Annotated in this window: 10 protein-coding genes and 1 pseudogene; 10 read left to right on the top strand and 1 reads right to left on the bottom strand. The window is 34.4% G+C overall.

Going from position 1 to position 15,022, the window contains the following annotated elements:
- Window positions 1-111: 111 nt before the first annotated feature.
- From G4D61_RS11550 to G4D61_RS11520, 8 genes and pseudogenes are all read left to right on the top strand, one after another.
- Entirely contained in the window at window positions 112-1,257 is a 1,146-nt protein-coding gene (locus G4D61_RS11550) for an exonuclease SbcCD subunit D (protein WP_025729211.1), read from the top strand.
- Complete coding sequence (locus tag G4D61_RS11545) at window positions 1,254-4,388, top strand: AAA family ATPase (protein ID WP_163174016.1); 3,135 nt, start codon at window positions 1,254-1,256, stop codon at window positions 4,386-4,388. The genes G4D61_RS11550 and G4D61_RS11545 overlap by 4 nt, the downstream gene beginning before the upstream one ends.
- 696 nt (window positions 4,389-5,084) lie before the next feature.
- Entirely contained in the window at window positions 5,085-6,518 is a 1,434-nt protein-coding gene (bcaP, locus tag G4D61_RS11540; RefSeq protein ID WP_025729207.1) for a branched-chain amino acid transporter BcaP, read from the top strand.
- Between the two features lie 358 nt (window positions 6,519-6,876).
- Window positions 6,877-8,259, top strand: a complete 1,383-nt coding sequence (gene bcaP, locus G4D61_RS11535; RefSeq protein WP_163174014.1) for a branched-chain amino acid transporter BcaP — start codon at window positions 6,877-6,879, stop codon at window positions 8,257-8,259.
- A 159-nt stretch (window positions 8,260-8,418) separates the two neighbouring features.
- The gene (locus G4D61_RS11530; RefSeq protein ID WP_163174012.1) at window positions 8,419-8,616 is read left to right on the top strand and encodes a hypothetical protein; all 198 of its coding nucleotides are present in this window, start codon (window positions 8,419-8,421) and stop codon (window positions 8,614-8,616) included.
- Between the two features lie 322 nt (window positions 8,617-8,938).
- Window positions 8,939-9,368, top strand: a pseudogene (locus tag G4D61_RS18195) (IS5/IS1182 family transposase); the annotation flags it as partial.
- Window positions 9,369-9,485: 117 nt separating this feature from the next.
- On the top strand, window positions 9,486-10,235 hold the full coding sequence (locus tag G4D61_RS11525; RefSeq protein ID WP_163174010.1) for a glucose 1-dehydrogenase: 750 nt from the start codon (window positions 9,486-9,488) through the stop codon (window positions 10,233-10,235).
- Window positions 10,236-10,417: 182 nt separating this feature from the next.
- The gene (locus G4D61_RS11520) at window positions 10,418-10,618 is read left to right on the top strand and encodes a cold-shock protein (protein ID WP_025729201.1); all 201 of its coding nucleotides are present in this window, start codon (window positions 10,418-10,420) and stop codon (window positions 10,616-10,618) included.
- 81 nt (window positions 10,619-10,699) lie between these two features.
- Here G4D61_RS11520 and G4D61_RS11515 read toward each other — a convergent pair whose 3' ends face one another.
- Window positions 10,700-11,599, bottom strand: a complete 900-nt coding sequence (locus G4D61_RS11515; RefSeq protein WP_025729199.1) for a TetR/AcrR family transcriptional regulator — start codon at window positions 11,597-11,599, stop codon at window positions 10,700-10,702.
- Window positions 11,600-11,817: 218 nt separating this feature from the next.
- On the opposite strand from G4D61_RS11515, the gene G4D61_RS11510 reads away from it, so the two are divergent.
- Both G4D61_RS11510 and argC read left to right on the top strand, forming a co-directional pair.
- Window positions 11,818-13,341, top strand: coding sequence for a DHA2 family efflux MFS transporter permease subunit (locus G4D61_RS11510; RefSeq protein WP_035348714.1), 1,524 nt, complete (start codon window positions 11,818-11,820; stop codon window positions 13,339-13,341).
- Window positions 13,342-13,962: 621 nt separating this feature from the next.
- Window positions 13,963-15,000: an N-acetyl-gamma-glutamyl-phosphate reductase gene (argC, locus tag G4D61_RS11505; RefSeq protein ID WP_025729195.1), complete on the top strand. Its 1,038-nt coding sequence runs from the start codon at window positions 13,963-13,965 to the stop codon at window positions 14,998-15,000.
- Window positions 15,001-15,022: the final 22 nt, after the last annotated feature.

Below are 15,022 nucleotides of genomic sequence, written 5' to 3'. Positions count from 1 at the left end.
ATTCTACCCATTTGGAAAAAATCTTATAAAAATGTATAAGACGGATGAAATTAAATTATTCACAGCATTTGCTATAATATAAGTAAATTATTTTTTCTCGGAGGTATCGTTTTGAAGTTTATTCACACAGCGGACTGGCATTTAGGAAAACTCGTGCACGGTATTTATATGACAGAAGAACAAAGAGTTATTCTTAATCAATTTGTTCAATTAGTTGAAGAAGAAAAACCTGACGCCGTCATTATTGCCGGAGATTTATATGATCGTTCTGTACCGCCTACAGATGCGGTTGAACTATTAGATGAAGTTTTATATAGCATTAACGTTGAATTACAAACACCAATTTTAGCGATTTCAGGGAACCATGATAGTGCAGAGCGTCTATCCTTTGGTTCGTCTTGGTATAAAAATAGTCAGTTTTATATGCAAGGAAAATTAACAAATGATTTTCAACCCATCCGTTTAAATGGTGCTAACTTTTATTTAATTCCTTACGCAGAGCCTGGTATTGTAAGAGAGCTTCTTGATGATCCATCCATTCATAGCCATGATGAGGCGATGAAATCAGTAATTGGGCGCATTGAAGAAGGCTTAAATACTAGTGAGCCTAATGTGTTTATTGGACATGCTTTTGTGTTAGGAGGGAAAACAACTGAATCTGAAAGAATGTTGTCAGTTGGCGGCTCTGGCTGTGTTTCTCAAGAATATTTTGAGCCATTTAGTTATACAGCTTTAGGTCATTTGCATAGTCCAGATGCGATTCATCATGATAGAATCCGTTATTCTGGTTCACTATTAAAATATTCTTTTTCAGAAGCAAAGCAAAAAAAACAAGTATTAATCGTAGAGATGGATGACAAAGGCAATGTTCAAATTGAAACAAAATCATTAGTGCCAAAACGGGATATGCGCGAGCTTGAAGGATATATGGATGAGCTCTTAGATGCTTCCTTTTATACAAAACAGAATGTCGAGGATTACTTAAAAATTACCTTACTTGATGAGGATGCCATTATTGACCCAATGGGGAAGCTTCGGCAAATATACCCGAATGTCCTACATTTGGAAAGAAAGATCGAACAAAAAGATTTGAAGGAAAAGCGTTTGTTTCAATCGATGAAAAGCCAGGAAAAGAATGAACTTTTGCTATTTAAAGAATTTTATCGCGAAGTGACAACTGCCCAGTTTACAGAAGAGAAGGAAAAATGGTTGGCTTCAATGATTGATGAAGTGAAAAGGGAGAGTTTAATAAAATGAGACCTTTAGTATTAACTATGCAAGCGTTTGGTCCATACGCACAAAAAGAAGTGATAGACTTCACAAAATTGGGAAATCAAACGATGTTTGTGATTTCTGGAAAAACTGGAGCTGGGAAAACAACCATTTTTGATGGTATATGTTTTGCAATATATGGGCGTGCAAGTGGTGAGGATCGAATAGGAAATGAGCTAAGAAGTCAGTTTGCAAATGATGAAACAGAAACAGAAGTATCTTTAACCTTTTCATTGCGTAATCAGCAATATTATATTTGGCGGGCACCGCAGCAAGAAAAGAAGAAAACCCGGGGGGAAGGATACAAAACAATAGGGGCAAGAGCGGAATTATATCAACTAAATGAGCATGGTGATAAACAAATTATTGCTGCAAATGTTCGTGAAACAGATGAAAAAATAAAAGAGCTGCTTCAATTAGATGTGAATCAGTTTAGACAAATTTTAATGATCCCACAGGGAGAATTCCGTAAATTACTCGTTTCAGATAGTAAAGAAAAAGAAGTCATTCTTCAGCGCCTTTTCCATACCGAACTATACAAAAGAATTGAAGAAAAGTTAAAAGATGAAGCGACGCTTTTAAAGAAAACGGTTGAAAGCAAATTAGAAGAACGGAGTAAAGTGTTAAGAGAAATTTCATTTAGAGAAAATGAAGAGCTGAAGATCTTATTACAAGAAGAGCATCCGAATGATGTGTTGATATTACCGCTATTAGACCAAGAAATTAAGCGGCATATACAATTATTAGAACAATTACAGTTACAATACAATCAAAAAAAATATGACCGTGATCACGCAAAAAAGAAGTATGACGATGCAGAAGCGTTAATTAAACAATTGGAAGAGAAAAATCAATTAATGCATGAAAAGGAAGCATTAGAAGTAAAAAAACAAGAAATTCAATTGAAACAAGTCGAAATTGAATTTGCATATAAGGCCCAAAAGCTTGAACATCAGGAGAAAATATGCCATCGTCTAAAAAAAGAAAAGGACGATCGTGCGAACGAGTTAAAAGCGGCGGAAATGCGATTGTTAAAAGCAGAACAAACTTTGCAAGAAGCAGAGCATCAATATAAACAGCAAGTGGATAAAGAGCCTTTACGATTATCAATTCAAGAGCAGCTTACAACATTGAATAATATGCGTGAACAAGTTGAAACACTTGCCAAGCGTGAAATGGATGTAGAACACTATAAACATCAATACAATCAATATAAAAAACAAACGGCAACATTAGAGCAGAATCTCCGCGACGCAACGAAAAAGCTTACGAGTTTAAGGGAACAACAACTTGAGGCAAATAATACGAAAATACAAATCGTTGAAACCGAACGTGAATTAGAAATCGTGACAGATACTGTTCAAAGAATAGAAAAAGTGATCAATGAATGGAAACGAATTAACAATGCCAATCAATTATTTTTAGAAAAAGACAGACAGTTACATGATATTAAGTTACAGCTAAAGGATGCAAATTCGACTTATGACTATCTTCAGGATAAATGGCGATTGGCACAAGCAAGTATATTGGCAGAGCAATTGACTGAAGGGGTTCCTTGCCCTGTTTGTGGCTCAACACATCATCCAAGGGCAGCAGAAAAACATGGTGAAATTCCGTCAGAGCTTGATTTAAAATCTGCGAAAGAGAAACTAACGATGCTTGAAAATCGTCGGGCTGAAATAGAGGCGAGCTGTTCGCAACTGCAAGCAGAGATAAAGATCATGACTGAACGCGTCGACGACCTCATGATGACGATTAAAAAGAAAAATCCAGAAGTTGAGTTAAAGGATATTGATTTATTCCAGAAACAGTTGCAGAAGGAAAAAATAACGATTGTCTCCCGCTTGCAATCACAACAGCAAAAAGTTGAAGCACTAGAAAAGATAAACAGTGAACTAAAGAATTTAGAAGATAAGCAGAATTGTTTATCTGAAGCACTTGAGAAATCGATCCAGCAAGAACGAACGATGGAGCATCAATATTTTGATAAAAAATCAGCATATGAGTATGCTCTCCAGTCGCTGCCTGAAGCAATTCGAACGAAAGCACAATTTGAGAAACAAATTCATGATTTAAACGTAAAAAAACAAGAATTAGAACAACAATTTGAGTTTGCTAGAACTCAAGTACAGCGACAAAAAGAACATGTTTCAGCATGCATAGCTGCCTATGGACAGTTACAAGACCTTGTTAAGAAGATTGAAGAGCAATTAAAAGTTGAACGACAACAATTTATTCACTTGCTAGAAGAACAGGGGTTTAACAGTTTCCAGCATTATCATGATTCTAAGCGTGATCAACAAACAATTTCACTATTAGAGAAGAGTGTTCAAGTATATAGAGAAGAATATCGCTCTGTTTGTGATCGATTGCAATATATGGTAAATAAATTAAAAGATGTGGAAATGCCAGACGTGCAAATGCTTAAAAAACAATTTATGGAATTAGAACAGTCACTTACTGACCTGTTAAACGAACAAACAAGCATAAAAATACAAATTCAGAAGCATTCAGATATTAAACAAAAAGTAGAAACAATTAATGAACAAATGAAGAAATCTGAGCAGCAATATAAATTCATTGGTCATTTAGCGGATATCGCAAAAGGTCAAAATACGTATCGAATTACGTTTGAACGTTTCGTGCTTGCAGCTTTTCTTGATGATATATTACAAGTTGCAAATTACCGTTTGTATAAAATGACAAGCGGACGGTACAAATTACGAAGGAAGAAAGAGCGATCTAAGGGAAATGTACAAAGCGGTTTAGAATTACTGATTTTTGACGAATATACGGGTCAGGAAAGACATGTTAAAACATTATCAGGAGGAGAAAGCTTTAAAGCAGCACTTTCATTAGCTTTAGGTTTAGCCGATGTTGTTCAGCAATATGCAGGCGGAGTTTCCCTCGAAACGATGTTTATTGATGAAGGGTTTGGAACACTTGATCCAGAATCTTTAGATCAGGCAATAGAGAGTTTAATAGAAATTCAATCGAGCGGACGATTAGTAGGTATTATTTCACACGTTCCAGAGTTAAAAGAGCGTATAAATGCGCGTCTTGAAGTTATTTCAACGCAGACTGGCAGTCATACAGCATTTCAATTTCTCCAATAGAGCGTAGTCCAAAGGTGTAGCTCAATAAAATACCTATTATTATACTAGTTTGATTCGGGTACAAGGGAGGAGACTCCTGCAGAAAGCAAGCATTGAAGTGAAAATCAATTTCAAAGTTCAATTGCAGTGATGAGTGAAACAATATAAATAACATAGCAGATAAAAAATTCGAGTAACATAGAATTTTTAAAAAAAGGGTTCAGAATGAGATCTTTCTGAACTCTTTTTTCTATTTAATAAAACTATAGTTTGTTGGGTGTAATATTCATCTATATGACAACGAAACACTGTTGTATATTAATATGCCAATATTCGATTTTCTTCATCCAATCGTTTAATAAAGTCGTTTTATAAACTATATTGGAGATCTCTGCTACATCGATGATGATCATTGTTATAGACACTAGTGCATGAAGGAATGATATTAATATAATATCAGGATAATAAAGAATAACATCATTGAAAAAAGTTAAAACTATAATCGCAAATATTTTTAAGTAGCGTAAAGAAATTCTCTATATACACATAAAACTATTATTGTTAATGAAATATTATTCAAAATAGAATGAATAATTTATATTGAAAAATTATACTGATAAAAATAAAAAATAATTGACAATTACAAAATTCGACAATATACTAGTAATTGTAGTTTTCAGACTATATTAAAAAATAAAACATCTAAGGTGAGAATGTATGGGGAATTTATTTAGAAAAAAATCAATCGAAACAATGCTAGATCAGAGTAAAGCACATGCTTTGAAAAGATCGCTAGGGGCACTGGATTTGACCTTTTTAGGTATTGGGGCAATTATCGGTACTGGGATCTTTGTATTAACTGGCATTGTTGCTGCACAATCTGCTGGTCCAGCTCTTGTGATTTCATTTATATTATCAGGGATTGCCTGTGCTTTAGCAGCATTATGCTATGCGGAGTTTTCATCAAGTGTACCTATTGCGGGAAGTGTATATACGTATACATATGCAACAATTGGAGAGTTTTTTGCCTTTTTAATCGGATGGGATTTAATGCTTGAATACTTATTGGCAGTTTCGTCTGTTGCAACAGGGTGGTCAGCATATTTTCAATCTTTATTAAGTGGATTTGGTGTAAATATACCGAAAATTCTATCATCTTCACCAGGAAGTGGACATGGTGGTATTATTGATTTACCTGCTGTATTAATTATTTTATTTATAACAATGCTACTATCAAGAGGTGTTCAAGGTAGTGCGCGATTTAATAATATAATGGTTATTATTAAATTAATTGTTATTTTAGGATTTATTGTGACGGGTATCGGTTATGTAAAACCTGATAATTGGCATCCTTTTATGCCTTTTGGCTTTCATGGAGTAGTGACAGGAGCAGCTACAGTATTTTTTGCCTATTTAGGATTTGATGCGGTAGCGACTGCTTCAGAAGAGGTAAAAAAGCCACAAAAAAATGTACCGATTGGGATCATTGCATCATTGGGAATCTGTACAATTTTATACATTGTCGTTTCGGGAATTTTAACTGGCATTGTGCCATATACAAAATTAAATGTTAGCGATCCTGTATCGTTTGCACTTAAATTTATTAATCATGATAAAATGGCTGGATTAATTTCATTTGGAGCACTTGCTGGAATAACAACAGTTTTACTTGTAATGGCATATGGACAAGTTCGTATTACATTTTCTATGAGTCGTGACGGTCTGTTACCTAAGAGTTTTTCAACAGTACATCCGAAATTTAAAACTCCTTTTGTAAATACTTGGATTACCGGAATTATTGCTGCTGTAATTGCTGGCTTCGTTGACCTTACAACATTGGCTCATTTAGTGAATATTGGTACACTTGCTGCCTTTACACTTATTTCAATTGCAGTAATTATTATGAGAAAAACCCATCCAAACTTAAAAAGATCATTTAAAGTTCCGCTTGTGCCAATTTTGCCGATTATAAGTGCACTCTGCTGTGTTTACTTAATGCTCAATTTACCGGCAATTACATGGAAAGCATTTGTTATTTGGCTTGTAATCGGTATTATTGTATATTTCTTATACGCTAGGAAACACAGTCATTTAAATCATTCAAAAACGGCTAATCATACGATTAATGACTCTGAGCTAAATAAGAGATAATGAATTTGAGAGTGATCAATTTCTATGATCACCTAAAGGATACAAACAAACATAAAGTTGAATTGCCCTGTAAATGTTAGGCAATAAGCTAACATTTACAGGGTGCTTTTTTTATTGGATAGATTCTCTGAACAAGTTTTAGTAGCTGTTTTTAGCGAAATTAAATTGAAATAGTTTCGATGCATTCCTATGGTGACACCACTCATTACGCGCTTTCTGAAGAGGCTTGTAAATGAGTTAATGGATTTGAAGAATTGTTGAAAGTTTGAAATGACAATTGACAATTATATCAATCGACAATATACTACATAAAGTGTAGTTTTCAGACTATAAAAAATAGTAACATAGGGTGAAAAGAATGAATAATTTGTTTAGAAAGAAATCTATCCATATGATGTTAGAGCAGAGTAAAGGACATGTTTTAAAAAGAACTTTAGGAGCATTAGATCTAACATTATTAGGAATTGGAGCCATTATTGGGACAGGAATATTTGTATTGACAGGAATTGTCGCTGCACAGTCTGCAGGTCCAGCACTCATTATTTCGTTTATATTAGCTGGAATTGCTTGTGCACTAGCAGCGCTCTGTTACGCGGAATTTTCATCAAGTGTGCCAATTTCAGGAAGTGTTTATACATATACATATGCAACAATGGGGGAATTTTTTGCCTTTTTAATCGGCTGGGACTTAATGCTTGAATATTTATTAGCTGTTTCATCTGTAGCAACAGGCTGGTCTGCATATTTCCAATCATTACTTAATGGTTTTGGTTTACATATTCCAAAGATATTGTCGTCAGCTCCCGGCAGTGGCCATGGGGGGGTGGTTGATTTGCCTGCTATTCTCATAATCTTACTTATTACAACACTATTATCACGTGGTGTAGAAAGTAGTGCGAAAATAAATAACATTATGGTAGCTGTGAAACTTATTGTTGTCTTAGGATTTATCCTTGTCGGTGTGTTTTATATTAAACCGAGTAATTGGCATCCGTTTATGCCATTTGGATTTAGCGGTGTTTTAACAGGTGCAGCAACAGTATTTTTTGCTTTTTTAGGTTTTGATGCTGTGGCAACTGCATCAGAAGAAGTGAAAAATCCCCAAAAAAATGTTCCAATTGGAATTATTTCTTCGCTTGCCGTCTGTACCATTTTATACATACTAGTTTCCCTAATTCTTACCGGAATTGTTCCATATAATTTATTGAATGTAAATGATCCTGTTTCATTCGCACTTAAATTTATTGGGCATTATAAAATCGCTGGACTAATTTCTTTTGGGGCATTAGCTGGTATTACAACGGTATTACTTGTTATGATGTACGGCCAAGTTCGGATTTCCTTTGCCATTAGTCGTGATGGATTGCTGCCGAAGATATTTTCTACTGTCCATAAAAAGTATAAGACACCGTATGTAAATACATGGATTACTGGTTTGGTTGCTGCAACAATTGCAGGGTTTGTTGATTTAACTACATTAGCACACCTAGTGAATATTGGAACGTTGGCAGCTTTTTCTCTTATCTCGATTGCAGTCATTATAATGAGAAAAACCCATCCAAATCTTAAACGGGCATTTAAAGTACCGTTAGTACCATTGCTCCCGATAATAAGCGCAGCATGTTGTATATATTTAATGTCCAGTTTACCATCATTAACTTGGAAAGCTTTTATCATTTGGATTGCCATTGGGGGAGTAGTTTATTTCATGTACGGGAGAAAACATAGCCATTTAAATTGAAATACGCTTTTTATATTAAAATCACATATGGTTAATTAGCTTTAAGCGGGTGCCAGCATTTATAGATGTTTTCATTGTTTTTTAGTATTGTAGGTACATATACAACTTTTTCTATATATTTAGCATAGGGTATATGAGAATAGAAAAAGGAGTGAAATGATGTCAGACTCAAGACCAATTTACAATGGAAACATGCCTATAAATTACCAATCATACGGCGGTTATCATCATAGTTATCATCCACACCCACATCCTTATCCGTACCATCATCCACACCCATATCCATATCACCATCCACATCCGTATCACTACCATCATGGATATGTACACGGGGGATATGGTCATAGGGAAGAATAATGATGCAGGGAAGAGCGTCTCTTTAAAAAAAGGACGTTTTTTTGGAGGGCATTGAAAAAGTCCCTTTAATTTAGATTGTGATAGTAAATTGAGCTATTGATTTCTGCTCCAGGCGGTTTCGCTTTCCGCGGGCGGGCTGGGGAGGGGAGCTTCCTCAGTGCTTTTGCGCCTGCGGGGTTTCCCCTGCCCCTTACTACCGCAGGTGTCTTCGCCGACTTCCACTCCAATCAACCACGTTTTTTACCTAGGCTAGTATCATTCCTCATTATTAAGGGATTATGCCTTCTTTGCTGTATAATGATCATATCAATTTCAAACGAGTTTAAAAGATGTAAATCTTTTAAATCTGTTAATCAATAAAACCGTTGAAATTGTCATTGAAAAAATTATAAAGAGTAAAGCTATTATTGTAGATGCTACCTATACAAAAGCTTGCTGCAACCAAATGAAAACCGAGAGAAATACTGATGGACTGTTCTAAGAAACTGTGAAAAGTTATTTATCAGATAGATGAGTCATCTATGAAAAACAAGTTGCTTGTCAAAAAATATAACCGATGTTTTGAAAGATGAAATCGCTTATTGCCATAACTTATTGACGGAATTGAAAAGGAAAAAGCTCTTTTCGAGTATCCAAAAGTAAAGGAACATTTAAACCTTCTCAAAGAAACGGTTATTGATAATAATGAACATTTACAAAGCTCTGAAGAGAAGGATGCAAAAGAAGGTCATAAAACTGCTAATTCCCCCTTTTTGAATGGCTGTTTTGAATTTTACTTCATGGTTCAATTCATTCAATTACTTTTTTTGAACGAGATTTAAAATAGATTATAATAATAGATATTTATAGTTAGAAAAGGGTGTGAGTCAATGAATTTTGAAGATGAAGTAGCTGTTATAACTGGCGCTGGAAGTGGTATTGGAAGGAAAGTTGCAGAAGAATATGCAAGGAAACATGCAAAAGTGATTGTGGCCGAAACAAATCAGGAAACGGGAGAGTTTGTTGCTAACTATATAAAAGAAAAAGGCGGTGAAGCTGTCTTTATTCAAACAGATGTGCGAAACCCTGATGATATTGTCCGTTTATTTGCAAAAACAAATGAGCTTTTTGGAAAAATTAATATATTAATTAATAATGCGGGAATATCAAAATGGAAAGATCCTTTATTGCTAACAGTAGAAGAGTGGGAAAATATAATACATACAAATTTACGAAGTGTTTTTCTTTGTTCACGTGAAGCAGCTAAGTATATGAAAAAAAATGTGGATGGTGGAGCAATTGTGAATATGGCTTCAACACGGGCATTTATGTCTGAAGCTAATACTGAGGCTTACGCAGCAACAAAAGGGGGCATTGTCGCCTTAACACACGCGATGGCGATATCTTTTAGTCCTTATCATATTCGCGTCAATTCCATTAGTCCAGGATGGATCGAAACAAAAAATTATAATCAGTTGACAGAGCAAGATCATGACCAGCACCCATCAGGGCGTGTTGGAAAACCGCTTGATATTGCAAAAGGATGTTTTTATTTAACAGAACGAGAAAATGATTTTATCACAGGACAAAATATTGTGATCGATGGTGGAATGACCATTAAAATGATTTACGAAGAATAAAGAAGCTTTTCGGAACTAGATCATTTGTCATAGTGATTTGACAATTTTATTAAAGTAAGATACAATATAGGAGAATTATTTTTGTTCGGTTATTAAGGAAAGAGACAGTTTTGAAACTTATCGCCTGAATCAATTGAGCAAGGATAGTATTTTATTAGTGAATACTTTAGGAGGCAATACAAATGGAACAAGGTAAAGTAAAATGGTTTAATTCAGAAAAAGGTTACGGATTTATTGAACGTGAAGGCGGAAGCGATGTATTTGTTCACTTCTCAGCGATTCAAGGCGACGGATTCAAAACTTTAGAAGAAGGTCAACAAGTATCTTTCAATATTGAAGACGGTGCTCGTGGTCCTCAAGCTGCAAATGTAGAAAAATTATAATAAAAAGACCCGTCAGGGTCTTTTTTTATTTAAGGTATTTTTCCTTTACATCTACATCGTAGACTTATAAAAAGAGGGTCTTTATTTTTCATAAGTTAAAAAATGTTCAATCACTTTTTGTAATTGTTGTAATTCCTTTATATCGAAAATAGCAAGATAATTTCCTAAAGAAGTTAATACGCTTTCAATTACAAACTTCCTCGGTTGCTTCGTTTCTTTAAGCTCTTCTTCAAGAAAGTTTACTAGCTCCAGTATATTGTCTTGATCACCTTCTGAGACGTTTTCCTTGATCACCTTTTTCACCTGGGCAATGGCATCCTCTAATGATCTTTCAATATTATTTTCCTCTGAAGAAGGATACCAATGTTCAAATATATTTTCTTCTAATAATATTTCCTTTGCCATCGATACTTCCTTTACCATTCCTAGCAAGCGATTAATTGTATAGTTAACAACTTGGTATTCATTCACATGTAGTTTCTTTGAATGATTCATAAAATAAAAACGCAAATTTTGATGAAGCATTCCATAAAACATAATACTGCAGTCCAATAAGTATGGCTTTGCCTCTTCGCCAAAAAGATCAATAAGACGCCGATATAGCCACTTAAGATCTTTAAGATGTATTCTCTCGATAAAATCATTTAAATCAGGATCGTTATAATAAAATATTTCTTGAACGAGCGTAATTAATTGGAATCTTTTATTTATATCAAGGGATAACAGAATTTGGCTTTTGAAGATATCGACATCTGTTGGACTTTGACCAAGTAATAGTTGATTACGTTCATTTTCTAATATTTCATGAGAGTCATTAATGATACTGATGAGTAATTCTTTTTTGGAAGAGAAATAATTATAGAAGGTTCCTTTTGAAATTCCGCTTTGTTCAATAATTTCCTGAATAGAGGTGGTTTGAAAACCATTATTGACAAATAATTGCCGAGCTATATTCATTACGTGCTGCTTACGATCATTCATGTTAAATATCACCTATAATTTCACAATAATTAATCTATAACATTATAGTAGCCTATTTTTAAAGGATAGACAAATAATACCTATTACTTAAATTAACATTTCACTTGAAAAAAGTTATTTGAGAGTATATTATAAATTACATGATTTATAATCAAGGTTCAAATAATTGAACCTGTGGTATAAACGAAAGGAGAATTTATTACTTGAGTACAACAACAATGGTTGAAGAAAAGAAGGTTCCTTACGGGATTATCACCATTTTACTGATTGGAGCGTTCATTTCTCTTTTAAACGAAACATTATTAAACGTTGCGTTACCTTCGATTATGAAAGACTTAAATGTTTCAACTTCGACGGTACAATGGCTGTCTACAGGATATATGCTTGTCAATGGGATTATGATTCCAACTACGGCATTCCTAATTGAAAAATTTTCAGTGCGCCGCTTATTTTTAGTTGCGATGGGATTATTCACAATCGGTACAATTACCGCGGGCGTGGCACCTAATTTTTCGACTTTATTATTGGCGCGTCTCATTCAAGCATCAGGTTCAGCAATCATGATGCCATTACTAATGAATGTATTATTAACAAGCTTCCCGGTTGAAAAACGTGGTGGGGCAATGGGGATCTTTGGCCTAGTTATGATTTTTGCCCCTGCAATAGGTCCTACATTGTCTGGATGGCTTGTAGAGCATTACTCATGGAGAATGTTATTCCACATTGTTACACCGATCGCTGCACTTATATTTATCCTTGCAATCTTTTTATTAAAAGATCATAAAGAAAAAGTCAATATACGTCTTGATCTTTTATCATTAGTATTGTCAACTATTGGATTTGGTGGTTTATTATATGGATTTAGTAGTGCAGGTAATAAAGGCTGGGATAACCCTATTGTTTATGGAACGATTATTGTTGGTGCCGTCTCTTTAATCTTATTTATTTGGCGTCAGCTTGTTTTGGATCAACCGATGCTAGAATTTCGAATTTATAAGTATCCAATGTTTGCACTATCTTCAGTTATCATGATTGTAATCATGGTAGGGATGTTTGCAGGAATGCTTTTATTACCGATATATTTGCAAAATATAAGAGGTATCACACCATTGCATTCTGGTTTGTTGATGCTCCCTGGTGCAATATTAATGGGGATTATGTCGCCAATAACAGGGATTTTATTCGATAAAATTGGTGCTAAAATATTAGCGATTATTGGATTGGCAATTACAATTGTAACTTCTTACTTTTTCAGCCAATTATCACTTACAACAACATACACTGAATTAATTATATTGTACACTTTGCGTATGTTTGGAATGTCAATGATTATGATGCCTGTCATGACAAACGGTTTAAACCAATTACCAGGAAAATTAAATGCCCACGGTACTGCAATGAATAACACGTTACAACAAGTATCTGGTGCAATTGGTTCTGCATTTTTAGTTTCAATCATGTCAAATCGCACTGAAACGCACGCAAAAGATTTAACAGAAAAAGCGATGAGTAAATTAACTGGTCACCCTTCACCAGATGCAATCGCACAAATGAAGCAGCATATTGGGATGAAGGCAGTAGTTGAAGGAATAAACGATGCTTTCTTAGTTTCTGTAGGAATTATGCTCATTGCATTTATTCTCGTATTCTTTATGAAACGTGTAACGCCATATGAAAGTCAAAAAATAAGTAATACAAATGAAAAGGAATCGAAAAAAGTATTAAAGAGTGAATTAGAATAGATATTATCGTTGAGATGTACTTACGGTTTCAATTTGTCGATAAGTGGTTCAGAATGGTCTCATTCTGAACCACTTTTTAAATTACTATATTAATAGTAGGGATAAGGTGAGGAAAACGAACTCTTTTTATCGGCAATTTACATTAAAAAGAATAAAAAATGTAAACAATCTTTCGTGGGCTGGGAAAATGCTTAAAAGTGATTAGCTAAAGAAGAACATTGCACAAATCAGCTCCGGAAATATACGTAGACCTCCTGCCGGGAGGATAGGCATCGGTGAGACCCCGCAGTGCAGACCAGGGCTGCAATATTCGGGTTTTCTTTCGTTAATATACATTTGTCTCAGCCTTTTAGACGAAACAAACACTTTTGTTCGTTTATATTGTTTTATACATAACAATGATGCAGAATTCTACATCATATAAACGTTTGAATTCATATATGAAAAAAGGTCATATGATTATAAAGGAAAGCGCTACAAACGAATGATGAAACATAGATTTAGGCAGAAAATATTTAGAATGTAATAAAAAATAATTTATTATTTCAATTTTTAAGATTGTATATTCATACAATATATATTATAATAATGCACATACATCAATACAGGGAGATGAAATACGTGAAAGTTGGTATTGTTGGTGCAAACGGATATAGTGGAGCTGAGCTCATACGCTTATTGCTACAACATCCATATGCGAGCATTGAAGTACTCATTTCTAATAGTACAACTGGAAGTTTACTAACTGAACAATATCCACAGTTTCAAGATATTATTCATATGAAATTAGATACCTTCAATATAAATGAGATTGCGAGTCGAGTCGAGTTATTGTTTTTTGCTACACCTTCTGGAGTGGCAAATAAGATCATTCCGTTATGCTTGGAAAAAGGAATTAAATGCATAGACCTTTCCGGTGATTTTAGGCTAAGGAATGGGGATGATTACGTTCATTGGTATGGATTTGAACATGAAAATGTTGAGTATTTAAGTAAAGCTGTATATGGGCTTGCAGAATATAATGAAGAAAAAATAAGAAATAGTCAATTAATTGCTAATCCAGGGTGCTTCCCTACTGCAACACTGCTCGGTTTATTACCAGCATTACAAGGTGAGTGGATTGATCCTAATTCGATCATTATTGATGGAAAGACAGGTGTATCTGGAGCGGGTAGGAAACCAAAAGTTGGAAGCTTATTTAGTGAAGTAAATGAAAACGTAAACGCCTATAAAATCGGACATCATCAACATATTCCAGAAATTGAACAGAGTATTTTTGATGTGACGGGTAACAAAGTGAACATATCTTTTACAACACATTTAATTCCTATGACACGAGGAATTATGTGTACAATGTATACGAAATTAGTAAAAAAAGGAACAATTGACGAGGTCCATCAATACTATGAAGATATCTTTAAAGATAGTGAATTTGTTCGGGTTAGACCAATAGGAAACATTCCTGCAACAAAAGAAGTATATGGCTCTAATTATTGCGATATCGGTTTATACGTGGATGAGAGAACTGATCGTTTAATCATTGTTTCAGTTATTGATAATCTTGTAAAAGGAGCGAGTGGTCAAGCTATTCAAAATATGAATCTCGTAAATGGCTGGGATCGATCAGCAGGATTAGCATCTGCACCAATTTTTCCTTAATGAAAAATTTACAACTATTGGA

It is taken from the genome of Heyndrickxia ginsengihumi, assembly GCF_011008565.1.
GTDB classification, from domain to species: Bacteria; Bacillota; Bacilli; order Bacillales; family Bacillaceae_C; genus Weizmannia; species Weizmannia ginsengihumi.
This window is presented reverse-complemented; position numbering and strand designations above follow the sequence as displayed.

Coding starts and splice junctions, on each gene's coding strand:
- G4D61_RS11545 (WP_163174016.1), top strand. CDS start 1,254: ATGAGACCTTTAGTATTAACTATGCAAGCGTTTGGTCCATACGCACAA.
- bcaP (WP_025729207.1), top strand. CDS start 5,085: ATGGGGAATTTATTTAGAAAAAAATCAATCGAAACAATGCTAGATCAG.
- bcaP (WP_163174014.1), top strand. CDS start 6,877: ATGAATAATTTGTTTAGAAAGAAATCTATCCATATGATGTTAGAGCAG.
- G4D61_RS11530 (WP_163174012.1), top strand. CDS start 8,419: ATGTCAGACTCAAGACCAATTTACAATGGAAACATGCCTATAAATTAC.
- G4D61_RS11525 (WP_163174010.1), top strand. CDS start 9,486: ATGAATTTTGAAGATGAAGTAGCTGTTATAACTGGCGCTGGAAGTGGT.
- G4D61_RS11520 (WP_025729201.1), top strand. CDS start 10,418: ATGGAACAAGGTAAAGTAAAATGGTTTAATTCAGAAAAAGGTTACGGA.
- G4D61_RS11515 (WP_025729199.1), bottom strand. CDS start 11,599: ATGAATGATCGTAAGCAGCACGTAATGAATATAGCTCGGCAATTATTT.
- G4D61_RS11510 (WP_035348714.1), top strand. CDS start 11,818: ATGGTTGAAGAAAAGAAGGTTCCTTACGGGATTATCACCATTTTACTG.